The sequence below is a fragment of the Halopseudomonas phragmitis genome (assembly GCF_002056295.1).
Lineage (GTDB): Bacteria > Pseudomonadota > Gammaproteobacteria > Pseudomonadales > Pseudomonadaceae > Halopseudomonas > Halopseudomonas phragmitis.
Genome location: NZ_CP020100.1, coordinates 1,449,147 through 1,474,109, shown reverse-complemented (window position 1 = coordinate 1,474,109; position 24,963 = coordinate 1,449,147). Strand labels below are relative to the sequence as shown.

17 protein-coding genes are annotated in these 24,963 nt (G+C 60.0%); 2 read left to right on the top strand and 15 right to left on the bottom strand.

All coding sequences use genetic code 11. The features are described 5' to 3' along the window. Positions 1–177: 177 nt before the first annotated feature. Complete coding sequence (locus BVH74_RS06785) at positions 178–1,965, bottom strand: acyl-CoA dehydrogenase C-terminal domain-containing protein (protein ID WP_080049328.1); 1,788 nt, start codon at positions 1,963–1,965, stop codon at positions 178–180. A 253-nt stretch (positions 1,966–2,218) separates the two neighbouring features. Beyond that, positions 2,219–4,009 carry an acyl-CoA dehydrogenase C-terminal domain-containing protein gene (locus BVH74_RS06780; protein ID WP_080049327.1) on the bottom strand — a complete coding sequence of 597 codons (1,791 nt, stop codon included), beginning with the start codon at positions 4,007–4,009 and terminating at the stop codon, positions 2,219–2,221. Positions 4,010–4,368: 359 nt separating this feature from the next. Between BVH74_RS06780 and BVH74_RS06770 the strand changes: the two genes are divergently transcribed. After that, on the top strand, positions 4,369–6,165 hold the full coding sequence (locus BVH74_RS06770) for an SLC13 family permease (protein ID WP_080049325.1): 1,797 nt from the start codon (positions 4,369–4,371) through the stop codon (positions 6,163–6,165). A gap of 24 nt (positions 6,166–6,189) precedes the next feature. On the opposite strand, the gene BVH74_RS06765 is transcribed toward BVH74_RS06770, so the two are convergent. Next, complete coding sequence (locus BVH74_RS06765; RefSeq protein ID WP_080049324.1) at positions 6,190–7,467, bottom strand: bifunctional O-acetylhomoserine aminocarboxypropyltransferase/cysteine synthase; 1,278 nt, start codon at positions 7,465–7,467, stop codon at positions 6,190–6,192. A 141-nt stretch (positions 7,468–7,608) separates the two neighbouring features. On the opposite strand from BVH74_RS06765, the gene BVH74_RS06760 reads away from it, so the two are divergent. Continuing rightward, on the top strand, positions 7,609–8,442 hold the full coding sequence (locus BVH74_RS06760; RefSeq protein WP_165443765.1) for a universal stress protein: 834 nt from the start codon (positions 7,609–7,611) through the stop codon (positions 8,440–8,442). Positions 8,443–8,448: 6 nt separating this feature from the next. On the opposite strand, the gene BVH74_RS06755 is transcribed toward BVH74_RS06760, so the two are convergent. From BVH74_RS06755 to BVH74_RS06700, 12 genes are all read right to left on the bottom strand, one after another. Beyond that, a complete protein-coding gene (locus tag BVH74_RS06755; protein ID WP_080049322.1) occupies positions 8,449–9,219 on the bottom strand; it encodes a ParA family protein in 771 nt (256 codons plus the stop codon). 31 nt (positions 9,220–9,250) lie between these two features. Beyond that, a complete protein-coding gene (gene hemE, locus BVH74_RS06750; protein ID WP_080049321.1) occupies positions 9,251–10,333 on the bottom strand; it encodes a uroporphyrinogen decarboxylase in 1,083 nt (360 codons plus the stop codon). Positions 10,334–10,597: 264 nt separating this feature from the next. After that, positions 10,598–12,016: a glutamate synthase small subunit GltD family protein gene (locus tag BVH74_RS06745; RefSeq protein WP_080049320.1), complete on the bottom strand. Its 1,419-nt coding sequence runs from the start codon at positions 12,014–12,016 to the stop codon at positions 10,598–10,600. 91 nt (positions 12,017–12,107) lie between these two features. Then, positions 12,108–16,556 (bottom strand): glutamate synthase large subunit, encoded by a 4,449-nt coding sequence (gene gltB, locus BVH74_RS06740; protein ID WP_080049319.1) that lies wholly within the window; start codon positions 16,554–16,556, stop codon positions 12,108–12,110. A 254-nt stretch (positions 16,557–16,810) separates the two neighbouring features. Then, positions 16,811–18,265: an AAA family ATPase gene (locus BVH74_RS06735; protein WP_165443766.1), complete on the bottom strand. Its 1,455-nt coding sequence runs from the start codon at positions 18,263–18,265 to the stop codon at positions 16,811–16,813. Positions 18,266–18,282: 17 nt separating this feature from the next. Next, entirely contained in the window at positions 18,283–19,362 is a 1,080-nt protein-coding gene (gene aroB, locus BVH74_RS06730) for a 3-dehydroquinate synthase (RefSeq protein ID WP_080049317.1), read from the bottom strand. 81 nt (positions 19,363–19,443) lie between these two features. Beyond that, entirely contained in the window at positions 19,444–19,962 is a 519-nt protein-coding gene (gene aroK, locus BVH74_RS06725) for a shikimate kinase AroK (protein WP_080049316.1), read from the bottom strand. A 5-nt stretch (positions 19,963–19,967) separates the two neighbouring features. Then, a complete protein-coding gene (locus BVH74_RS06720; protein WP_080051648.1) occupies positions 19,968–22,094 on the bottom strand; it encodes a type IV pilus secretin PilQ in 2,127 nt (708 codons plus the stop codon). 59 nt (positions 22,095–22,153) lie between these two features. After that, the gene (locus BVH74_RS06715) at positions 22,154–22,678 is read right to left on the bottom strand and encodes a pilus assembly protein PilP (RefSeq protein ID WP_080051647.1); all 525 of its coding nucleotides are present in this window, start codon (positions 22,676–22,678) and stop codon (positions 22,154–22,156) included. Between the two features lie 2 nt (positions 22,679–22,680). Further along, positions 22,681–23,310 carry a type IV pilus inner membrane component PilO gene (locus tag BVH74_RS06710; RefSeq protein ID WP_080049315.1) on the bottom strand — a complete coding sequence of 210 codons (630 nt, stop codon included), beginning with the start codon at positions 23,308–23,310 and terminating at the stop codon, positions 22,681–22,683. Then, positions 23,307–23,885, bottom strand: a complete 579-nt coding sequence (locus BVH74_RS06705; protein ID WP_080049314.1) for a PilN domain-containing protein — start codon at positions 23,883–23,885, stop codon at positions 23,307–23,309. Before BVH74_RS06705 ends, BVH74_RS06710 begins: the two co-directional genes overlap by 4 nt. Then, on the bottom strand, positions 23,885–24,949 hold the full coding sequence (locus BVH74_RS06700; RefSeq protein WP_080049313.1) for a pilus assembly protein PilM: 1,065 nt from the start codon (positions 24,947–24,949) through the stop codon (positions 23,885–23,887). Before BVH74_RS06700 ends, BVH74_RS06705 begins: the two co-directional genes overlap by 1 nt. Positions 24,950–24,963: the final 14 nt, after the last annotated feature.

The following is a 24,963-nucleotide window of genomic DNA, read 5'->3' as shown; positions in this document are numbered from 1 at the left end:
TGGTATGCCCCCCGGGCACTGTCCTTAATCCATGTTGTTTGGGCTGCTTCCTGCTGGCTCCTTGCGTTTCATGATGTTACGCAGAGCGGCAGGCAGTGCCCATAGTCCATTACCATCAGTACATGTAAGCCATGGCTTACATGGCCTGCCGGCCATACCGGCAGGCCTGACGCCGACTCAGAACTGCTCGGCGCTTAGCTCGAACAGCGGCTCGCTACCGGAACGTACCGCCGCGCTCAGCGACTGGATACGCGGCAACAGACGCTTGACGAAGAACCGCCCAGTGCTGAGTTTGGCCTGATAGAAACCATCACCGTCCTGATCCAGCTTGGCCAGGGCCACCTTGGCCATTTTCGCCCACATGTAGGCATAGGCGGTGTAACCGAACACATGCAGGTACTCGACCGAGGCCGCACCGACTTCATTCGGGTTGGTCTTGCTACGGTCGATGACCTGAGCGGTCAGCTCTTCCAGATTGGCCAGCGCCGCGGCCAGCGGCTGGACGAATTCAGCCAGTGCCTGATCGCCGTTGTCGGCGATAAAGCCCTTGATCTCATCGGCAAACTGCTTGAAGAAGGCACCGTCGTTGGCCACGGTCTTGCGACCCATCAGGTCAAGCGCCTGAATGCCGTTGGTACCCTCATAGATCTGGGCAATACGCACATCGCGCACCAGTTGCTCCTGACCCCACTCGCGGATGTAACCGTGGCCCCCGAATACCTGCTGGCCATGCACGCAGTTTTCCAGACCGACATCGGTGAAGAAGGCCTTGGCTACCGGGGTCAGCAGCGCGACCAGATCCTCGGCCTTTTTCTTGGCGGCAGCATCGTCGGAGAACTTGCTGATGTCCAGTTGCGAGCCGACATAGGTCGAGAACGCCCGGCTACCCTCGGTCATGGCCTTGATGGTCAGCAGCATGCGACGCACATCCGGATGCACGATGATCGGGTCGGCCGCCTTGTCGGGCTGCTGCGCACCAGTCGGCGCACGGCTCTGGATCCGCTCACGGGCGTAGGCCACGGCGCTCTGATAGGAAGCCTCGGAGCAGCCGATGCCCTGAATACCGATCGACAGGCGCTCGTAGTTCATCATGGTGAACATGGCGTTCAGGCCTTTGTTCAGCTCACCGATCAAGAAGCCCTTGGCACCGTCGAAGTTCATCACACAGGTAGCCGATGCCTTGATCCCCATCTTGTGCTCGATCGAGCCACAGGAGACGCTATTGCGCTCACCCAGGCTGCCGTCGGCATTGACCAGGAACTTGGGTACCAGGAACAGCGAGATGCCCTTGGGGCCGGCCGGCGCGTCGGGCAGCTTGGCCAGCACCAGGTGAATGATGTTCTCGGTCAGATCATGCTCACCGCCGGTGATGAAGATCTTGGTACCGGTCACCGAATAGCTGCCATCGGCTTCAGGCACTGCCTTGGTCCGAATGATGCCCAGATCGGTACCAGCATGCGGTTCGGTCAGACACATGGTTCCGGCCCAGGTGCCGGCATACATGTTGGGCAGATAGGTCTGCTTAAGCTCTTCGCTACCGTGGGCATCCAGCGCCAGGGTGCTGCCGGCAGTCAGGGCAACGTACAGGGCAAAACTGTTGTTGGCGCCGTAGAGCATTTCCTCCACCTGCACACCCAGGGTCTTGGGCATACCCAAGCCACCAAATTCAGGGTTGCCCGAGAGGCCGACCCAGCCACCCTCGGCATAGGTCTGGTAGGCATCCTTGAAACCGGTCGGGGTAGTCACCACACCGTTATCCCACTTGGCGCCCTCTTCGTCGCCATTACGGTTCAGCGGCGCAATGGTTTGCGAGGTGATCTTGCCGGCTTCCTCCAGCATGGCATCGGCGGTTTCCGCGTCGATGGCTCCGTTCAGACCCGCCAGGTTCTGCCACAACTGGTCGGCTTCGAAAACTTCATTGAGAACGAAACGGATATCACGCAGGGGGGCTTTGTATTCAGCCATGGGACGACTCCTCTTGCAAAAACGTGCCCGGACCATACCGGGAGCATCCGGCGATTGTATCGCGCAAACAAAAGGACCGATAGCGTCCCTATATGACTTTTTTGCTTTTTCTGGTCATATAAAAATCGCTTCTGTCTCAAAATCCATCACAGCTATATCCTGAGCAGCTCTGTGCCAGAAACGCACAACCCCGAACCAAGGCCCGGGGTTGTGCATTACCGCATGAGCTTGCGCGCAGATTATGCGCCTGGGCTTAGAACTGCTCGGCGCTCAGCTTCATCAGCGAATCGGCACCGGCCTCCAGAGCCTCTTTATGGGCCGAGGCGCGCGGCAGCAGACGCTTGAAGTAGAACTCCTGTGTCACCAGCTTGGTTTCATAGAAGGCCGCTTCAGTGCTGCCGGCATCCAATTGCTGCTGGGCTGCCACAGCCATCTTCAGCCAGAAGAACGCCAGGGTGACGTAACCTGAGAACATCAGGAAGTCCATCGAAGCCGCACCGACTTCTTCGCGATTCTGCATGGCCTTCATGCCGATCTTGGTGGTCAGTTCACCCCATTGGGCGTTCAGCCCGTTGAGCTGTTTGACGTAACCGCCCAGCGTGGCGTGACCTTCATTGGCCTGACAAAACTTGTGCACCTGTTTGGTGAAGGCCATCAGCAGCTTACCCTGGCTGCCGAGCACCTTGCGGCCCAGCAGGTCCAGCGCCTGAATGCCGTTGGTGCCTTCATAGATGCCGGCAATGCGGCAATCACGCACCTGCTGCTCCTGACCCCATTCGCGAATGTAGCCATGCCCGCCGAACACCTGCTGGCCGAGGATAGTGGCTTCCAGACCGGTCTCGGTCATGAACGCCTTGCAGATCGGCGTCAGGAACGCCAACTGGCTTTCGGCATCGGCACGCTCGGCCTCGTCCTTGGAGTAGTGGGCCTTGTCCAGCAACTGTGCGGTGTAATAGGCCAGCGCCCGATTGCCTTCGTTGAAGGCCTTCATGGTTAGCAGCATGCGCCGTACATCGGGGTGTACGATGATCGGGTCAGCGGGCTTCTCCGGCGCAGCCGGACCAGACAGCGAACGCATCTGCAGACGATCCTTGGCATAGGTGACAGCGCTCTGATAGGACGCTTCACCATGACACAGACCCTGCATACCGGTACCCAGACGCGCATGGTTCATCATGGTGAACATGCAGTTCAGGCCCTTGTTGATGTCGCCGATCAGGAAACCGGTGGCATCGTCGAAGTTCATCACGCAGGTCGCCGACGCCTTGATCCCCATCTTGTGCTCGATCGAACCACAGACCAGGCTGTTGCGCTCACCGCTCTCGCCATTGGCGTCGGGCAGGAACTTGGGCACGATGAACAGCGAGATGCCTTTGGTCCCGGCTGGCGCGTCTGGCAACTTGGCCAGTACCAGATGGACGATGTTCTCGGCCATATCATGCTCGCCACAGGAAATGAAGATTTTGGTACCGGTGATCTTGTAAGAGCCATCGGCCTGGGGGACCGCGCGGGTCTTGATCAACCCCAGGTCGGTACCGCAGTGCGGCTCGGTCAGGCACATGGTGCCGGTCCAGGTGCCGGGGGTCAGCTTGCTCAGGTACAGGTCTTTCTGCTCCTGAGTACCATGCGCGCGAATCGCCGCGGCGCAGCCGTGCGACAGGCCCGGGTACATGCTCCAGGCATAGTTGGCCGAGGCGATCATCTCGTTAATCACCAGACCCAGTGAAGCCGGCAGGCCCTGGCCGCCATACTCGGTCGGGCCCGTCATCGAACCCCAGCCGTTGTCGACGTACTGCTGATAGGCTTCCTTGAAGCCCTTGGGCGTAGTCACCACGCCATTGTCGATGTGACAACCTTCCTCATCACCAGTCCGATTCAGGGGTGCCAGCACTTCACCAGCGAACTTGGCGCCTTCCTCAAGAATCGCGCCAACCAGATCAGGCGACACCTCGTCCAGACCAAAGGCTTCATAACCGGCAGCGAAGTCGAACACTTCATCCATGACGAAGCGCATGTCACGCAAGGGGGCTTTATATTCAGGCATTTTCAGGTCTCCCAACAGGCGGCGCGGACCATACCCGCCACCCTAGATTCATACAAGCGTTTGAACACTACGGCCAGGCATCCGGCAGGGTCAAGCGCCAAGACTCCCGATTAAAAGCCCTGATACAAGCCCATAAGGCAGGCGCCATGACCGACAATCCTTATCTTGACTATAGGGTATGGCCGATGCAGCCGGGCCCGCGAACACGGGGCGAAATGTAACCAATGCTTATATATTCCAATAAAGCATATAAAAATCAGTTTTTGGACTTGGACAAGACTAAGCGGCCTGTTTAATCTGGCGCCCATTGCTGGCTCCTTTGTCCGGGGCCGATACCTCACACGAGATTCAGGTTGCCAATGAGCTGGGACTCCTTGCCAATGATCGGCGTCGCCGCCCTGCTGGGCTGGGTGTTCTACGCCTTCGCCCGGGAGAAGTTCAGCCCCGACGTGGTAGTCGGCATTGCCGTGGCGGTGCTGCTGGTCAGTCAGTTGCTGACCCCGGCCGAGGTCCTTGGCGTGTTGTCCAACAGCGCACCGATCACCATTGCCTGTCTGTTCATCCTGTCAGCAGCACTGGAACGCACCGGCTGTGTCGAGTCACTCGGCAACTGGTTGTCACGGATGGGTGGCGGCAGCCCCTGGCGCACCCTGTTCAGCCTGATGCTAACCGCCGGGCTGCTGTCGACCTTCATCAACAACACGCCGGTGGTCGCCATTCTGACCCCGGTGGCCATTGCCCTGGCCACCCAGGTCGGCACCAAGCCGTCGAAGATGCTGATCCCGTTGTCCTACGCCACCATTCTCGGCGGCACCATGACCATGATCGGCACCTCGACCAACATTCTGGTTGATGGCGTGGCCCGGGCCAACGGCCTGGAGCCGTTCGGCATGTTTGAAATCACCCTACCGGGGCTGATCATGGCGGTGATCGGCATAACCTTTATCCTGCTGGTCGGCCAGCGCCTGCTGCCGGCTCGCGAGAGCCTGTCCAAGCAGTTGCGCCCGGACCAGAGCCGGCCATTCATGACCGAACTGCTGGTGCCGCATGATTCGTCGGTAATCGGCAAGACCATCGCCGACGCCAGCCTCAACGGCAACAGCGGCATTCAGGTGCTGAAGATTTTCCGTGGCGATGAAGAACTGACCACTCCGGTCAATACTACGGTGCTCAGCGCCGGCGACCGGCTGGTGCTGCACGCCAACATGCGCAACTTCGTCGAGTTGCGTCAGAGCGGCGTGCTGGCCTTCAACCGTGAGCAGATCGCCGATTTCGAGACCATTTCGACCCGCGATGTGATCCTGGCCGAAGCGATTGTCGGGCGCAACTCACGCTATAGCCACCGGCCAATGCGAGACCTCAACCTGACTGCCCGCTATGGCATCCACGTACTGGCGATCCACCGCCACAACGAAAACATCGAGGACAACCTCGACGATTTTCAGCTGCAGTTCGGCGATGTGATGCTGGTCGAAGGCACCCCGGCGCAAATCAAGAAATTCGCCGACAATGGCGAGCTGATCAGCCTCAACACCGTGCAGGAACGCGCCTATCGGCGCGACAAGGCACCGATTGCGATTGCCGCGATTGTTGCGGTGATGCTGCTGGCAGCGCTCAAGGTGATGCCCATCGAAGGCCTGGCGATGATCGCCGCCGCCGTGGTGGTGGCCACCGGCTGTCTGGACACCGAGGATGCCTACAAGTCGATCGACTGGCGGATCCTGACCATCATCTTCGGCATGCTGGCGTTCAGTATCGCGATGAACAAGGTTGGCCTGGTCGACGGTATCGTTGGCCAGGTCATGGGCCTGTCGCCGCTGCTTGGGCCGCTGTTCATGCTGTCGTTCATCTACCTGCTGACTTCGGTGTTGACCGAACTGGTCAGCAACAATGCGGTGGCGGTACTGCTGACGCCCATCGCCATCGGCGTGGCCCAGCAACTGGGCGCCGATCCCCGTCCGTTCGTGGTCGCGGTAATGTTTGCCGCCAGCGCCAGCTTCGCCACCCCGATCGGCTATCAGACCAACACCTTCGTCTACAGTGCCGGTGGCTACCGCTTCAGCGACTTCCTGCGCATCGGCGTACCGCTCAACCTGATCATGTGGGCCACCGCCACCCTGGTAATCCCACTGATCTGGCCTCTGTTCCCGGCCTGATAGCCGGGAACAATGGGCTCAGACTCAGCTTTGGGCCGCGCCTAGCGCCTGTTCAAGATCAGCGAGAATATCGTCGATATGCTCAATCCCGATCGACAACCGCACCATATCGCGACTGACCCCGGCCTTTTTCAACTCTTCGTCATTGAGCTGACGGTGAGTGGTGGTGGCCGGGTGGCAGGCCAGTGACTTGGCATCACCGATATTCACCAGCCGCACGATCAGTTGCAGCGCATCGATAAACCGTGCACCGGCCTCCTGCCCCCCCTTGATACCGAACGACAAGATGGAGGCCGGCGTTCCGCCCAGATAGCGCTGCGCCAGCGCATGTTCAGGATGATCCGGCAACCCGGCGTACTGCACCCAACTGACCTGCGGATGCCCCTTGAGAAATTCGGCCACCCGCTGGGCGTTCTGACAATGACGCTCCATGCGCAGCGCCAGGGTTTCCAAGCCCTGCAGAATCAAAAAAGCGTTGAACGGTGACAGCGCCGCGCCCATGTTGCGCAGTGGTACCACCCGGCAGCGGCCAATAAAGGCTGCCGGCCCAAATGCCTCGGTATAGGTCACCCCGTGGTAGGACGGATCCGGGGTATTGAGCAGCGGGAAACGCTCGGCATTGGTCGCCCAGGGAAATTTACCGCCATCAACCACAATCCCGCCGATGCTGGTGCCGTGGCCGCCAATGTATTTGGTCAACGAGTGCACCACAATATCGGCGCCATGCTCGAACGGCCGGCACAGCACCGGTGAGGCTACGGTGTTGTCGACGATCAGCGGCACGCCATGGCGGTGGGCGGCATCGGCCAGCGCCTGCAGATCGATAATGTTGCCCGCCGGGTTGCCGATCGACTCGCAGAACACCGCCTTGGTCCGCTCATCGATCAGGCTTTCCAGGGCGGCAATATCATTATGAGCGGCAAAACGCACTTCTATGCCCTGCCGCGGCAAGGTATGGGCAAACAGGTTGTAGGTACCGCCATAAAGCTTGGCTACTGAGACGATATTGTCGCCCACCTCGGCCAGCGTCTGAATCGCATAGGTGATTGCCGCCATCCCGGAAGCTACCGCCAATGCGCCAACGCCCCCCTCCAGCGCGGTGATGCGTTGTTCCAGTACGTCGTTGGTCGGGTTCATGATCCGCGAATAAATATTGCCCGGAACCTTGAGATCGAACAGATCTGCGCCATGCTGGGTGTTGTCGAAGGCATAGGAGGTGGTCTGAAAAATAGGGACGGCGACCGCCTTGGTGGTGGGGTCAGGGCTGTAACCGGCATGAATCGCCAGAGTTTCAAGCTTCATTGTTAGGCTTCCTTTCACTGGTTGCTGGGTGTGTAGTCCAGCATGCCACGCAGACTGACACCATGCACTTGCCCTGTATCAATATTCCTGCCGCAAAAGCGGCGCATAGTGAGGCAAATTTATCCGCTCAGGAGGACAGTGATGTCACCAATTCTGATTGCCAGCGACCTCAGTGCCAATGCCGAGCTCGCCCTCAAGCGGGCCTGCCAACTGGCTCAGCGGCTACAGGTACCGCTCACGGTTCTGCACACGGTCGACGATCAGTTGCCGCTGATGGCCCGTGACCAACTGTGCCAGCAGGCGCGCGACTTGCTGGGCGCGCAGGTCACTCTGTGTCAGGCCGGCCAGCCATTACAGATTGAACTGCAGGTTCTGCCCGGGCGGATCACCGATACGATTCTGCGGGTCGCCGCCGAGCAGGACGCGCAACTGATCGTCATGGGCCAGCACCACCAGACCCAGCCTGAACTGTTTATCGGCACCAACCTGGAGCGGGTCAGTCGCTTGGCCGCCGCACCGGTACTGCTGGTTGCCCGGGAAAGCGGTGACTATCGTCAGGCACTGATGGCGCTAGACTTTTCCGCCTGCGCCAGTGCCGCGCTCAGGGCCGCCGCCAAGCTACTGCAGGGTGGCCAACTGCACGCCCTGCATATCTGCCAACCTCCGCTCGGCCTGCGGCTGGCCGGCCAGGCCGCCCGGGACCGCTTCCACGAAGAGCAGCGCGAAACCCTGAGCTATCTGCTTGAAGATGAGATGAGCACCCTGGATATGCTGGGTATTGCCCGGCCCCAGGTCGAGCTGCTGATCGAGTCAGGTGGGGTTCTGGACACCTTGCAGAAAGCGGTCGCGTTGCTGCAACCAGACTTTATCGCTCTGGGCGGGCATAGCCGTAGCGGCCTTGGCGACGCGTTGCTTGGAAGCCTGGCGGTGGAGCTGCTGCGCCAACCGCCCTGCGATGTGCTGGTGGCCCGCTGAGTAGACTCAGCGGCTTTCCAGATGATCGTGCAAATTGATGAATTGCTGGGTCAGCTTGTGCCGCCCGTCGAGAAAGATCAGCGGCGTGCTGGCCTGGTGTGATTCACGCATACGCACGGAACTGGGCAGGTGTACCGGCAGTACCGGCAACCCTTCGGCGACCAGTTCGTCGATCATCTGCTGAGGCAGGGTCGCCCGCGGCTGAAACTGGTTGACCACGATACCTTCCACTTCCAGCTCGTCGTTGTGCTCCTCGCGAATGTCCTCCAGTTCGCGGAGCAGGCCATACAGGGCCTGACGCGAGAAGGCATCACAGTCGAAGGGAATCAGGCAACGATCGGCCGCGATCAGAGCCGAAATGGTGTAGAAGTTGAAAGCCGGAGCGGTATCAATGTAGATCCGCTCATAGCTGCCCTTGAGATCCTTGAGCAGCTTGCGCAGCTTCTGGATCTTGTAGCGTGACTCCAGCTTGTGCTGCAGCTCGGCCAGCTCGGGGCTGGCCGGCATCAACCAAAGGTTCTCGAACGGCGTTTCACTGACGAACTGCTCAGCCTTCTTGCTGAACAGGCTGGCTGACAAAGTCTCGGCAAAGAAATCGGCCAAGGTATGATCCACATTGGCCAGCCCATCACCCAGCAGGTAATGACTGGAATTGGCCTGCGGATCGAGATCGACCACCAGGGTCTTGTAGCCGGCCGCCGCACTCACGGCCGCCAGATTGCAGGCAATGCTCGACTTGCCCACCCCGCCCTTCTGATTGAATACCACTCGCCGCATAGCCGTCTCTCCTTACAACCCACGCCTAACCTCAGACCACTATGGCAGAGGGATCATGATATTTCGCTGACAATTCGTGTACCGCCTCGATAAAGGCCCCGGCGTGGGCTGGGTCGACCTCGGGAGTAATCCCGTGGCCGAGGTTGAAAACATGGCCACTGCCCTTGCCGTAACTGGCCAGAATCCGCCCGACTTCGGCGCGGATAGCATCCGGACTGGCGTACAGCACCGCCGGGTCCATGTTGCCCTGCAAGGCTACCTTGGCACCAACCCGCGAACGGGCCACGCCGATATCCATGGTCCAGTCCAGGCCCAACGCGTCGGCGCCGGACTCGGCAATACTTTCCAGCCACAGACCGCCATTCTTGGTAAACAGAATCACCGGCACCTTGCGACCATCGTGCTCACGAATCAGTCTGGATACGATCTTGCGCATATAGGCCAACGAGAACTTCTGGTAGGCATCGGCCGACAGATTGCCACCCCAGGTATCGAAGATCTGTACCGCCTGGGCGCCAGCCAGGATCTGACCATTGAGGTAACTGGTCACCGCATCGGCCAGCTTGCCGAGCAACTGGTGCATGGCTTCCGGCTCGTTGTAGAGCATGGCCTTGGTCTTACGGAAATCCTTCGACGAGCCACCCTCGACCATGTAGGTGGCCAGAGTCCAGGGGCTGCCGGAAAAGCCGATCAGCGGTACCCGCCCATTGAGTTCACGGCGGATGGTGCGCACGGCATTCATCACATAGCCCAGATCCTTTTCGGGGTCGGGAATCGGCAGCGCGGCAATATCGGCGACGCTGTCGATACGCTTGCGAAAGCGCGGACCCTCGCCAGTCTCGAAGTACAGCCCCAGGCCCATGGCGTCGGGAATGGTGAGAATGTCGGAGAACAGGATCGCAGCGTCCAGCGGGTAGCGCTCAAGCGGCTGTAGGGTGACTTCGCAGGCCATCTCGGGATTGGTGCACAGCCCCATGAAGTCGCCAGCACGAGCTCGCGATGCACGATACTCGGGCAGATAGCGTCCAGCCTGCCGCATCATCCAGACCGGGGTCACGTCCACGGGTTGGCGCTGCAGGGCGCGCAGAAAGCGATCATTCTTGAGTTCGGTCATGGGATCTGTGTCCAGTTGCGGAATCAGCGGCCATTGTACCGGGATTTGACTGCAAAGATCAGGCCTGGTGCGGCGAACTGCCACGCCTCAGGCTTGGCGAGCTTTGTGGATCCGATTCTGCGCCTTTGTGCATCTAGCCGTACTGCCCCAGGGAAGGCTTGTAGCGTGTCTCGACCAGGCCAAGCCCCGCCACCACCCAACGCAACTCTCGCCCAAACAAACAAAAAGGGCGCCATCAGGCGCCCTTCCAGGATCGCTCAGCGATCAGAGCTCGAGGTATTCGAGAATCCCCTCGGCGGCCTGGCGGCCTTCCCAGATCGCCGTTACCACCAGATCGGAACCGCGCACCATATCGCCACCGGCAAACACCTTCGGGTTGCTGGTCTGGAACTTGTAGCGGGCCTGCTCCGGGGCTACAACGCGGCCCTGGCTGTCGGTCTCGATCTGGAACTGCTCGAACCAGGGCGCCGGGCTGGGACGGAAACCGAAGGCAATGATAACCGCATCGGCCGGCAACACTTCCTCGGAACCGGGAATCGGCTCCGGGCTGCGACGGCCACGGGCATCCGGCTCACCAAGGCGGGTTTCCACTACCTTGACGCCTTCCACCTTGTCTTCACCAACGATGGCGATCGGCTGGCGGTTGAACAGGAACTTGACGCCCTCGTCCTTGGCATTCTTCACTTCCTTGCGCGAGCCCGGCATGTTCTCTTCGTCACGTCGGTAGGCACAGGTAACCGCCTTGGCGCCCTGACGGATCGAGGTCCGGTTGCAGTCCATCGCGGTATCACCACCACCCAGCACTACGACCTTCTTGCCCTGCATGTCGATGAAATCATCCGCCGACTTCTCAAAGCCGAGGTTGCGGTTGACGTTGGCGATCAGAAAATCCAGCGCATCGTAAACGCCCGGCAGATCCTCGCCAGGGAAGCCACCCTTCATGTAGGTGTAGGTGCCCATGCCCATGAATACCGCATCAAACTGCTCAAGCAGCTGATCCATGGTCACGTCCTTGCCGACTTCGGTGTTCAGACGAAACTCGATGCCCATGCCTTCGAACACCTCGCGGCGGCGCGACATGACCTGCTTCTCCAGCTTGAACTCGGGGATGCCAAAGGTCAGCAGGCCACCGATTTCCGGGTTGCGGTCAAACACTACCGGCGAGACCCCGGCACGCACCAGCACATCGGCACAGCCCAGCCCAGCCGGACCGGCACCAATGATGGCCACGCGCTTGTCAGTCTTGACCACCTGCGACATGTCCGGACGCCAGCCCATGGCAAAGGCGGTGTCGGTGATGTACTTCTCGACCGAGCCAATGGTCACGGCACCAAAGCCGTCATTGAGAGTACAGGCACCTTCGCACAGGCGATCCTGCGGGCAGACCCGGCCACAGACTTCCGGCAGGGTATTGGTCTGATGCGACAGCTCGGCGGCTTCGAGGATGTTGCCCTCGGACACCAGCTTCAGCCAGTTGGGAATGAAGTTGTGCACCGGGCACTTCCATTCACAGTACGGGTTGCCACACTCCAGGCAGCGGTGAGCCTGGTCGGAGGCCTCTTCCGGCTTGAACTGCTCATGGATTTCCACGAACTGGGTCTTGCGCGCACGCAGTGGGCGCTTCTTCGGATCCTTGCGACCCACTTCAATGAACTGGAAGTCGTTGCTCAAACGGTCAGCCATATCTAAACCTCTTTGCAGCCACCCGCCGCAGCGGATGGCAGGTCAATCACGGTGGCTGGCGGGCCCGCAGGCCCGCCGCTGGACGCTCGTCTTATTGCGGATTGGCGCGAGTGCTGGTCAGCAGCGCACGCAGGCTTGCTGCCTTGGGCTTGACCAACCAGAACCGGCGAATGTAGTCATCCAGGTTATCCAATACTTCCGCGCCCCAGGCGCTGCCGGTTTCGGCGACATACTCGGTCAGCACCTGAGTCAGATGGCTGCGATAGGCCTCCATCGCTTCGTTGCTGATCCGGTGCAGTTCGACCAGTTCGTGGTTGAGCTTGTCGAAGAAGCTGTTGTCGCGATCCAGCACATAGGCGAAACCACCGGTCATACCGGCACCGAAGTTGTAGCCGGTACTGCCAAGCACACAGACCATACCGCCAGTCATGTATTCACAGCAGTGGTCGCCGGCACCTTCGATCACCGCATGGGCGCCGGAGTTGCGCACGGCGAAACGTTCGCCAGCCACACCCGCGGCGAACAGCTTGCCGCCGGTCGCGCCGTACAGACAGGTGTTGCCGATGATCGAGGTTTCCTCGGAGCGGAACGGACTACCCTTGGGCGGGACGATGACCAGCTTGCCGCCGGTCATCCCTTTGCCGACGTAGTCGTTGGCATCGCCTTCCAGATACATCTGCAGACCACCGGCGTTCCACACCCCGAAGCTCTGACCAGCGGTACCGGTCATGCGGAAGGTGATAGGTGCGCTGACCATACCCTGGTTGCCATGAACCTTGGCAATCTCGCCGGAGACCCGGGCGCCGATCGAACGGTCGCAGTTGGTCAGCGTCAGTTGGTACTCGCCACCGGTACGTCCGTCGATAGCAGCGCGGGCCATGGCGACCATCTTCTCGGCGGTTTCGCCCTTGTCGAACGGCGGATTGCGCAGCGATTCGCAGTACTGCGGCTTGTCGGCCGGCACCAGATCGCTGCCGAGCAGCGGACGCAGGTCCAGATTCTGCTGTTTGCCCGTGTTGCCGGGCAGGATTTCCAGCAGATCGGTACGCCCGATCAGGTCCTGCAGGCTACGTACGCCCAGCTTGGCCAGCCACTCACGGGTTTCCATGGCGACATAGGTGAAGAAGTTCATCACCATTTCCACAGTACCGATGTAGTGGTTGTCACGCAGATGCTTGTTCTGGGTGGCAACACCGGTCGCACAGTTGTTCAGGTGACAAATGCGCAGGTACTTGCAGCCCAAGGCGATCATCGGAGCGGTACCGAAGCCGAAGCTCTCGGCGCCGAGAATCGCTGCCTTGATCACGTCCAGGCCAGTTTTCAAACCACCGTCGGTCTGTACCCGGACCTTGCCGCGCAGGTCGTTACCGCGCAGGGTCTGGTGAGCTTCAGACAGGCCCAGCTCCCAGGGTGAGCCGGCATAGCGGATCGAGGTCAGCGGTGAGGCGCCTGTACCACCATCGTAACCGGAGATGGTGATCAGGTCGGCATAGGCCTTGGCGACCCCGGCGGCGATGGTGCCGACACCGGGCTCGGAGACCAGCTTGACCGAGACCAGGGCCTGCGGGTTGACCTGCTTGAGATCGAAGATCAGCTGAGCCAGGTCTTCGATCGAGTAGATGTCGTGATGCGGCGGCGGCGAAATCAGGGTGACGCCAGGCACCGAGTAACGCAGGCGAGCGATCAGTTCATTGACCTTGCCACCCGGCAACTGGCCACCCTCGCCGGGCTTGGCGCCCTGAGCCACCTTGATCTGCAGCACTTCGGCATTGACCAGGTATTCCGGGGTCACGCCAAAGCGGCCGGACGCGATCTGCTTGATCTTCGAGGTGCGCTCGGTGCCATAGCGGGCCGGATCTTCACCGCCCTCACCGGAGTTGGAGCGCGCACCCAGGCGGTTCATCGCCTCGGCAATGGCTTCGTGCGCCTCCGGCGACAGTGCACCCAACGAGATGCCGGCCGAGTCAAAACGCTTGAAGATCGACTCCAACGGCTCGACCTCATCCAGCGCAATCGACTGCTGATCGTCGCGCAGCTTGAGCAGGTCGCGCAGCGCGGCTACCGGGCGGCTGTTAACCAGCGCGGCATATTCCTGATACTTGTCATAGCTGTCGCCCTGAACGGCGTCCTGCAACGCACGCACGACGTCCGGGTTGTAGGCATGGTATTCGCCACCGAATACGAACTTGAGCAGGCCACCCTGCTGAATCGGCTTACGCGGATTCCAAGCTTCACGGGCGAGCAGGCTCTGCTCGTCCTGCAGATCGCAGAAGCGGGCACCCTGGATGCGGCTGGCAACCCCTTTGAAGCAGGTGTCGACCACTTCATCGGCCAGACCCACAGCCTCGAACAACTGCGCCCCGCGGTAAGAGGCAATGGTCGAGATCCCCATCTTCGAGAGAATCTTCATCAGACCCTTGGAGATGCCCTTGCGATAGCTCTTGAACACCTCGTACAGGTCGCCGATGACTTCGCCGGTACGGATCAGGTCACCCAGCACTTCATAGGCCAGGTAGGGGTAGACCGCCGTGGCGCCAAAGCCCAGCAACACGGCGTAGTGATGCGGGTCACGGGCAGTGGCAGTTTCAACCAGGATGTTGGCGTCGCAGCGCAGGCCCTTGTCGACCAGGTGGTGGTGTACCGCGCCGACAGCCAGCGCCGCATGCACCGGCAGCTTGCCCGGCTCAATGGCCCGGTCGCTGAGCACCAGCAGGGTTTTGCCTTCACGCACAGCCGCTTCGGCCTCGGCGGCGATGGCGCGTACCGCCTCGTCCAGCGACTGACCTTCAGGGCGGTTCAGGGCAATGATCTGGTGGGCGAAGCCGGGGCGCTGCAGGGTAAGGATAGTGCGCCACTTGGCCGGCGAGATCACCGGCGAGCTGAGAATCGCCCGGTTGGCGTGATCGGCGGTCTCTTCGAACACATTGCGCTCGGCACCCAGGCAGGTCTCCAGCGACATGACAATGGATTCACGCAGCGGGTCGATCGCCGGGTTGGTAACCTGAGCGAACTGCTGGCGAAAGTAGTCGTAGACCGAACGTACACGGCCAGACAACACCGCCATCGGCGTGTCGTCACCCATAGAACCAACTGCTTCCTGACCATTCTCGCCAAGCGGACGCAGGACCTGATCACGTTCTTCGAAGGTGACCTGGAACATCTTCATGTATTGCTGCAGACGCGCGTCGTCGAGGAAGTCCGAACCATGGTCGCGGTCATCCAAGGTAGCCTGGATGCGCAGAGCATTCTCCTTCAGCCACTTGCGGTATGGGTGACGCGACTTCAGACGGTTGGCCACCTCGTCAGTGTGCAGCACTTCGCCAGTCTGGGTATCGACTGCCAGGATCTGGCCCGGGCCAACCCGGCCCTTGCTGATCACGTCCTCGGGCTGGTAATCCCAGACACCGATTTCCGAAGCCAGAGTGATGTAGCCATTCTTGGTCACCACGTAACGTGCCGGGCGCAGGCCATTGCGGTCGAGCAGACAGACGGCGTAGCGACCTTCGGTCAATACGATACCGGCCGGGCCGTCCCAGGCCTCCATATGCATGGAGTTGAATTCGTAGAACGCGCGCAAGTCGGCGTCCATGGTCTCGACGTTCTGCCAGGCCGGCGGCACTACCATGCGGATGGCGCGGAACAGGTCCATGCCGCCAGTGATCAGCAGCTCAAGCATGTTGTCCATGCTGGAGGAGTCGGACCCGGTAACGTTGACCAGCGGAGCCAGTTGATCCAGGTCCGGCAGCAGTTCGTTGCAGAACTTGTTGCGCCGGGCATGGGCCCAGTTGCGGTTGGCCGTGATGGTGTTGATCTCGCCATTGTGCGCCAGCAGGCGGAACGGCTGAGCCAGCGGCCACTTCGGCAGGGTGTTGGTCGAGAAGCGCTGGTGGAACACGCTGATCGCGGTTTCCATGCGAGCATCGGCCAGGTCGGGGAAGAAGCTGGCCAGATCTGCCGGCATCATCAGACCTTTATAGGAAATGACCTTGTGCGACAGGCTGCAGACATAGAAGTTGTCATCGCCCTGCATGGCGATTTCAGCCTTGCGCCGGGCATAGAACAGCTTGATGCCGAGTTGCTGCTCGTCCAGACCTTCACCAGAGATGAACAGCTGCTCGATACGCGGCATGCAGCTCAGAGCCAGCGGGCCAAGGACGCTCTCGTCCACCGGCACCGGGCGCCACCCCAACAGGCTGAGGCCTTGATCAGCCAACGCGACCTCGAACGCCTGGTGCGCGGCTTGCGTACTAGCATCATCCGCGCCCATGAAGATCATGCCCACCGCATATTGCTCGGGCAGTGCCACACCCAGGGTCTCCTGGGCTACGGCGCGCAGGAACTGGTCAGGTTTCTGAATCAGCAGACCACAACCGTCACCGGTCTTGCCGTCGGCATTGATGCCACCGCGGTGCGTCATGCATGTCAGGGCTTCAATAGCCGTCTGCAGCAAGTGATGACTGGGCTGGCCTTCCATGTGGGCTATCAGGCCAAAGCCACAGTTATCCTTGAACTGATCAGGCTGATACAAACCTGCTTTCATAGGCACACTCTCAGAAAATCTATTAATTTCAAGCGCTTGCATAAACCAGAACAGAAAAAAAACTGGTCAGGCGCGGGACAAAAGGGCAGTCATTTTACACAGGGGCAGGTACCGCCACAATTTTTTTTCGGCACTTTCTGCCGCAAAAGCATATCCAAATGTCGTAAATAGGAAAGCTTTTTCGGTGGCTGGTCGTTATTTCGACCCTTCAAGGGTCTGGCCGGGGCCTGTGAGACAGGCCCCGGCCGAAGTGATTACTGCAACGATTGCTGAATGCTGGCAATACTCCTGGGCCAGGGGTTTTGTCGGCGCACAGCCTCCGGCAAGCCATTAACTGCCTGCTGGGCCTGCTGGCGTCCTGGATAGACCCCCTGGGTTACCACGAACCAGGGCTGCCCTTCGTGACGCGTCTCGAAGTAGCCCAGATCACTGACACCACGCTGGGCCGCAACGAAATCCAGCGCTGCCTGACGTGAGCGCGTACCCAGCAACTGCAGCACATACTCACTGCCCTGGCGCTGACGATACCAGGCAGCAGTATGCGCGCCACCAACAGCAGTCTCAGAAGACGGTACTGGTGCGGCGGCAGGAGCAGACGCAGTGGTCACTGGCGGGGGCGCCGGGGTCGGCGCTGCAATCGGCTCAGGCTCCGCAACCGGTTCAGCAGGCGGCGCAATCTCTGGCTCGGCCACTACAGGTGCAGGCGCAGGTTCAGGTGCAGACGCAAGCGGCTCGGCCACGGGATCTATTTCCACCGGCGCAACCAGGGCTGGCTGCGGAGACGGGGTCGGGCGCGCCTCCACCTCAACCACGGGGTCAGGCAACTGCAATACGGTACGGGAAGGCTCCTGCGGCCGGTCGCCCATGAACCAGGCGAACATCACACCCAAACCTACCAGCACCAGGGCCACCAGTGAGCGTAGCGGCAACACCAGCCCCTTGCGCGCCGCCCTCGGCACCTCCAATTCATCGCCCATCGCCGCCATCATCGCCTGGCGCCCAGCCTGATTGATCGCTCCAGGCCAGCCGCCACTATGTTCATGGATCCAAAGGACCTGCCTATCATCAAGCAGCTCTATACCCTGACCGGCTGCCTCCAGACGCTGTGCCAGATAATCCCGGGTATCGTCCAGTTCATAGGGCAGCAACTCGATGCGGCGCACCCAGTCCGGCTCTCCATCGGTATCCAGTCGGGCCAGCGCTTCTTCGAACGCCGGCTCAGCGAACAGAAACACCCGGGGCGCCGCCTTGCCGGCAACCTGGCTCAGGTCGGCCAGCAACTGCAATGCTTGCTGGTCAAGCTTCTCGGCATCATCGACCACCAGATACAGCTGAATCCCGACCTGATGCAACTGTTCCGCTCTGGCCAGCAAGGCCTGGATATCCTGCGATCCGGCCTCGGCGGCCTGGCAGAGGCTTGCCAGCACCTGAGCCTCACCCGAGTGCTCACGGGCAGACATCACCACGCACTGCACCGTATCCTTGTTGCAACTGGCGACCAACGCCTGGCGCAACAAAGTCTTGCCGCTACCATGCGGCCCTGTGATGACCAACAGGTTGCTGGCATAACGAGCCAGGTGGTGTAACTCGGCCAGCACTTCCTTGCGCTTGGGGGTAAAAAATTTGAAGCCCGGCGTGCGGGCGGCAAAGGGATCATGGCTGAGCTGGTAATGCTCGAGATAACTTTCTACACCCGTCAGAGCTGACATGTGCGCCTCGGTCTCCGTCATTTCGCGCTGGCTGACAGCGTCGCCAGCAGCGCATCCTTGTCATAATCGGCGGTTATCACCGCCTCGCCCAGGCGCTGCAGCAACACCAGGCGCAACTGGCCGTCCAGAACTTTCTTGTCGACCGCCATCAGCCGGCTAAAATCCTCCGCCGCCATTTGCGCGGGAGCCTGAACCGGCAGGCCGGCAGCGGCAATCAGAGTCACTGCGCGCTGGAAGTCAGCCGCATCGATCCAGCCCTGGCGTCGGGAAAGCTCAAGCGCCATGACCATACCGGCGCCTACTGCCTCTCCATGCAACCACTGCCCATAGCCCTGATGCGCCTCAATCGCATGGCCGAAGGTGTGGCCCAGATTGAGGATCGCGCGCAAACCACCTTCGCGCTCATCGGCAGCTACCACCTCAGCCTTGATCTCGCAGGAACGGGCAATCGCCTGGGTGATTGCCTCAGACTCAAGCCCACGCAATGCCACCATGTGCGCCTCAAGCCAGGCCAGGAATTCGATGTCGCGGATCAGACCGTATTTGATGATTTCCGCCAGACCGGCACTGACTTCACGCTGTGGCAAGGTGGACAGGCTATCGGTATCGATCACTACCGCCTTGGGCTGATAGAAGGCACCGATCATGTTCTTGCCGGCCGGGTGGTTGATGCCTGTCTTGCCTCCCACGGAGGAGTCAACCTGCGACAACAGCGTAGTCGGCACCTGAATGAAGTCGACCCCGCGCTGATAGCAGGCCGCGGCAAACCCTGTCATGTCACCAATCACCCCGCCGCCCAAGGCGATCAGGGTAGTGCGCCGATCATGCCTGGCCGCCAGCAGGGCATCGAAAATCTGCTGCAGGGTTGCCCAGTTCTTGTAAGCCTCGCCGGTCGGCAGAACCACCGGCAACACCTGATAACCGTCCAGAGTCCGGGTCAACCGCTCCAGATACAATGGGGCCACGATATCGTCGGTAACGATGCAAACCTGACGCCCGGCGATATAGGGAGCAAACTGCTCGAGCTGGTCGAGCAAGCCCTTACCAATCGAGATGGGATAACTGCGGTCAGCGAGATCTACGGTCAATCGGTGCATGGAGCCTCTCCCGGAAAGTTGCGGAAAGGATACATCAGTCCCCGGTTCCAGCGCACGAGCCAGGCACCAGATCGACCCAACTCACGCGCCCTGCTCGTCCAGCAGTCGGGCAACGATGGTATTGACCACTGCCTTGGGGCCACGCTGGTCGGTATCGATGGTCAGCCCGGCGATCTCGCGATACAGCGGATCGCGCCTGGCCATTAGTTCGCGCAGCACCTTCTCAGGGTCAGCAGTCTGCAACAACGGGCGCTGGCGATCCTTGGCGGTACGCTGCAACTGTTGCTCGACACTGGTCCGCAGATAAACCACCAGACCATGCTCGGCCAAGGCCCGACGATTGGATTCACGCATCACCACACCGCCACCGGTGGCCAGCACAATTCCCTGCTCGCACACCAGTTCGGCAATCATGGCTTCTTCACGCTGACGAAAGCCCTCTTCGCCTTCCACGTCGAAAATCCAGGGAATATCTGCCCCGGTGCGCGCCTCGATTTCCCGGTCGGAATCCTTGAAGGGATATTTGAGTTCTTTGGCAAGCAAACGCCCGATGGTGCTTTTCCCTGCTCCCATCGGGCCTACCAGAAACACGTTACGCAATTAACTTACCTGGCAAGTGAGATAGCCCCGTTATTGATAATACGCGGTGTCAGGAAGATCAACAGTTCGGTCTTGTTGTCGATCGAAATGTCGCGGCGGAACATTCTGCCCAACACAGGCAGATCGCCCAGGAACGGTACCTTCTCCTGACCACGCTGGGTCTCACTGGCAAATACTCCGCCGATCACGATGGTTTCGCCATCGGCCACCAGGATCTTGGCATTGACCTCGTTCTTGCGGATGGTCGGAACACCATTAACGGTATTGGTGAAGTCCGGCTCGTCCTTGGTAACCACCACGTCCATGATTACCTGATTGTCGGGAGTGATCTGCGGAGTCACCTCCAGCGACAGTACGGCTTCAGCGAAGGCGGTAGTAGTGGCACCGCTGGAGCTGGCTTCCTGATAGGGAATTTCGGAACCCTTGAGGATCTTGGCGGTTTCCTTGTCCGAGGTTACCACCTTGGGCTGGGAAATGACCTCACCGTTACCGGTACTTTCCATCGCCGACAACTGCAGATCGAGGATCGCGTTATTGGTCAGGAAGCCGATACCGATACCGGAAGTGGAGTTCAGCACACCCAGATCGACGAACGGGGTGTTAACAGGCAGCGTCCGCCGCCCTTGGAATCGTGCAGTCGAAGCATCTTCGTCATCATCCACACCGCTTTCGCCGTCCTTGCCAAATACTGTGAAGCGGTCACCCATCCAGACGTTACCACCCCAGCGCACCCCGAGCGCCTTGTCGAAACCGACATTGGCCTCAACAATCCGCGCCTCGATCATGACCTGGCGTACCGGAATGTCCAATTGGGTAACGATACGGCGCAACTCGTCCAACTTGTCCTGGGTTTCCATTGCAATGATGCTGTTGGTACGGTCATCCACCGTGATCGAACCACGCTGCTGGCCACTGTCATTAGCCGTAACCGAGGCGAACAGCTTGGCGATATCGGCCGCCTTGGCATAGTTGACCTGAATCAGCTCACGACGCAGCGGAGCCAGTTCCGCGATCTGGCGCTGAGACTCCAGTTCCTGACGCTCACGGGCGGCGATTTCATCTGCCGGCGCGACCAGCAGCACGTTGCCAATTCGGCGCTGATCCAGCCCCTTGGTCTTGAGCACCAGATCCAGAGCCTGATCCCAGGGCACATTCTGCAGGCGCAGGGTAATGCTGCCCTGTACGGTGTCACTGGCCACCAGATTGAGGTCGGTGAAATCGGCAATCAACTGCAGCACCGAGCGCACTTCGATATCCTGGAAGTTCAGCGACAGTTTTTCACCGGTGTAGGTAAAGGCATCGGCGCGGCGCTGATCGGCTTCGGCCCGAGTCAGGGGCTTGAAGCTGACGATCAGACGATTGTCGGCCTGATAGGTCAGGTGCTCGTAGTAGCCGCTCGGCTCAATGCTGATACTGGCCCCGGAGCTGGTGCTGCTGGCGTTGATGAAATTCACCGGCGTTGCGAAGTCCTTAACATCCAGACGAACACGCAGCGGGTCAGGCAGGCGGGTATCGGGGAAGTTCAGACGAACCCGGCCGCCCTGCTCCTGAACATCAACCCGGATCGAGGCGTCGGACAGATCAATGATCACATTACCTTCGCCCTGCTCACCACGCTGAAAGTCCAGACTGGTGATCGCCCGACCACCGGCAGCCGGAGCACTGACCGCCGGCTGGCCGGCGTCACGCCAACTGGGACTGGCGGCCGGAGCCGAGGCGGTCGAGGCCGGAGCAGCACTGTAGCCTGGCGCACTTTGCGCACCGACCAGCACATAAAGGTGGTTGCCATCGATCCGAGTGTTGTACGGCACCAGATTGGTCAGATTGATGATCAGGCGGGTGCGATCATTGGCCTCAACTACGTTGACGCTGCGAGCATTGCCCAGCCCGAGCTCCCGGCTGCGCTGCCCTAGTTGGTTTTTTACTCCAGGCAGATCCAGAGCGATCCGGGCTGGCTGGTCGATGGTGTAGCCACGCGGAGCATCGCTCAGCGGCTCGTCAAATGACAGTTTGAGTTCGACCCGATCACCCGGCAATGCGGCAACATCCAGGTTCTGCAGGTTGGCCGCCAAGGCCAGGGGACTGAGCAGCGCTAGGACTGCAGCGAGGGAAAACTTCCTGGTTAGAGGCATTGTATTGCGATCCACGCGTGACTGTTGGCAGTTCATGTTGTTCTCTCTCCCTGGTTGATTTATCCGCGCCCAGCCAAGCTGAGGGTTCGCGGCCGCTCCAACCAACCACCTTCACCGTCCGGAACTATTTCAAGCACGTCCACACGGCCTTCATCGATGCTGACGACCCGCCCATGGTTACGCCCAAGGTAATCGCCAATTCTGACCCGGTGCACACTGCCGGCGCCACGAATCAGCGCCTGCATCCCCCCCTGATTGCTCAGCGTGCCGACCATCTCGAAGCCTTCGATATTGAACCCTTCCAGGAACTGGCGAACCCGGTTTTCATCCGGCTTGACCCCCTGGGACCCACGCTCGCGCTGACTCAGATCAATCCTGATCGGAGGCTGGAACGGGCTGCGCAGCGAAGAGGCACTGTAGGTGAAAGCTTCGTACGGTTTGAACCTGGGCAGCGGCTCGATACTGCCGGCCGGCCGGGCTCGGGTCTCATCCATGAATGCTTGCAAATCGGAAAACTCGCCCTTACCGCAACCACTGAGCAGCAACGGCGTCAACAGCAACGCACTGAACAAACGCTTGCGCACGATCATTGCTGCCCCCCTTCGGCTGCTTCGTTATAGCGATAGGTCTTGGCCAGAATGTCCATTTTCAGCAAATCTGGATTGCCGGCAGACAAGGGCGCAATCGTGAAATCGTGCAGCGTTACGATCCGCGGCAGACCCGCCACACTGCTGACGAAGGTCGCCAAATCGTGATAGCTGCCCTGAACCACGATTCGAATCGGCAGTTCGATATAGAACTGCGTGGTGACTTCCGGCTGCAGGGTGATGGATTCAAACTCCAGGCCGCTGTTCAGCCCCATCTGGGTGATATCTTCGAGCAGGCCCGGCACTTCGGTATCGCTTGGCAACTGTTTGAGCAGCGCGCCGAAGCGCTCCTCGATCTCCTCGAGCTGCTCTTTATAGGCTTCCAAGTTGGCGGCCCGGAACGATTTGTCGGCAAAATCCCGACGCAAGGTGGTTTCCTGGGCTTCAGCCCGCTCAAGGCTGGCCTGCAGGTCCTTAAGGTGGAAGTGGTAGCCCAAGAACAGCAACACCACCAACAGCAGGGCCCCGACGATGACTTTGAGTGCTCCCGGCCAGGAACCGATATTGTTGAAGTCCAGGTCGTTGATATCGACCTTTTTCAAACTTTCAATGGATTGGGCCAGACTCATTGCGGCTGCCCTCCCTCTTCACTACTGGTGGCAGGTTCGGTTTGCCGCACCGACAGTTCAAACACGTTAGCCTGATCCAGTGCACCCTGAGTGACGGCCCGGACCGCAGTGAGGTTCGGCGCAGCCAGCCAATCCGAGGCATCCATCTGGCGCATCAGGTTGGAAACCCGGCTATTGGATTCAGCCCCACCCTTGACGCTGATAGTGCTGCCCTTCATCTCCAGCGAGGTGAAGTAAACGCCGTCCGGCAATGAGCGGGTCAGCTCATCAAACACACGCACGATGATCGGTCGATTGCCCTGCAGGTCCTGAATGACTTTCATCCGCTCCAGCAATTGCGTACGCCGAGCCTGAAGCTGATCGATCTCGCGGATCCGCGCCTCAAGCAGACGAATTTCCTGGCGCAGCAATTCGTTGCGGGCATTCTGGTGAGAAATCTGGCCGTTGAAGTGCCGGTCGGCCAGGAACACCAGCGCACCGGCAAACAGCACAATCAGCGCCAGTACGGTAAGAAATTCCTTCTTGCGTTCTTCCCTGAGCTCTTCACGCCAAGGTAACAGGTTGATGCGCGCCATCAGTCGAAACTCCTCATCGCCAGACCGCATGCAATCATCAAGGCAGGCGCATCATTGCTCAGGGCAACGGCATTGACCTTGTTCGAGAGGGTCATGTTTGCAAAGGGGTTAGCCACCAGCGTTGTGGTGCCGATCTTCTGCTGAATCAGTTGATCGAGCCCGGGAATCGAGGCGGTGCCGCCAGCCAGCAGGATATAGTCGACGTCGTTGTACTGACCGCCGGCAAAGAAGAACTGCAGCGAACGAGAGACCTGCTGCACGACAGCGTCCTTGAACGGACCTAAAACCTCGCTCTCATAGTCGTCAGGTAGTCCGCCCTGCTTTTTCGCCAACCCGGCTTCTTCCAGCGACAATCCATAGCGACGCTGGATTTCGTCGGTAAGTTGCTTGCCGCCGAACAACTGCTCGCGGGTGTATATGATGCGACCCTTGTTGAGAACACTGAGGGTCATCATGGTGGCGCCGATATCGATCACTGCGATGGTCAGATCATCCCGGTCACCCTCCAGTTGGTCGATGACCAGCTCGCAGGCTCGTTCCATAGCATAAGCTTCGACCTCGACCACCTTGGCAGCCATCCCGCCCAGTGCCAGCGCAGCCTCGCGAATATCGACATTTTCCCGTCGGCAGGCTGCCAGCAACACTTCAACCCGATCGGGGTTGCGTGGCGCCGGCCCCTGAACTTCGAAGTCAATCGCCACTTCATCCAGCGGATAAGGAATGTACTGGTCGGCCTCGAGCTTGATCTGCTCTTCCATCTCTTCGGGAGTAAGGCCGCCATCAAGCTCGATGGACTTGGTGATCACGGCGGAGCCGGCGACAGCCACAGCCGCCTGCTTGAGTGGACTTTTCGAGCGTGCCAGGACCTTTTCCAGCGCCTGCCCCACCCCATCCAGCTCAACAATATTCTTCTCCACCACCGCCCCTGGAGGGAGTGGCTCAACCGCGTAGGCCTCGACCTTGTAGCGGTTACCTGAACGACTGAGCTCCAACAGCTTCACGGTTGTGGAACTGATGTCTATGCCCAGCAGCGTATTTGCTTTCTTTTTTAGGAGCCCTAGCACAGCCAATTTCCTAT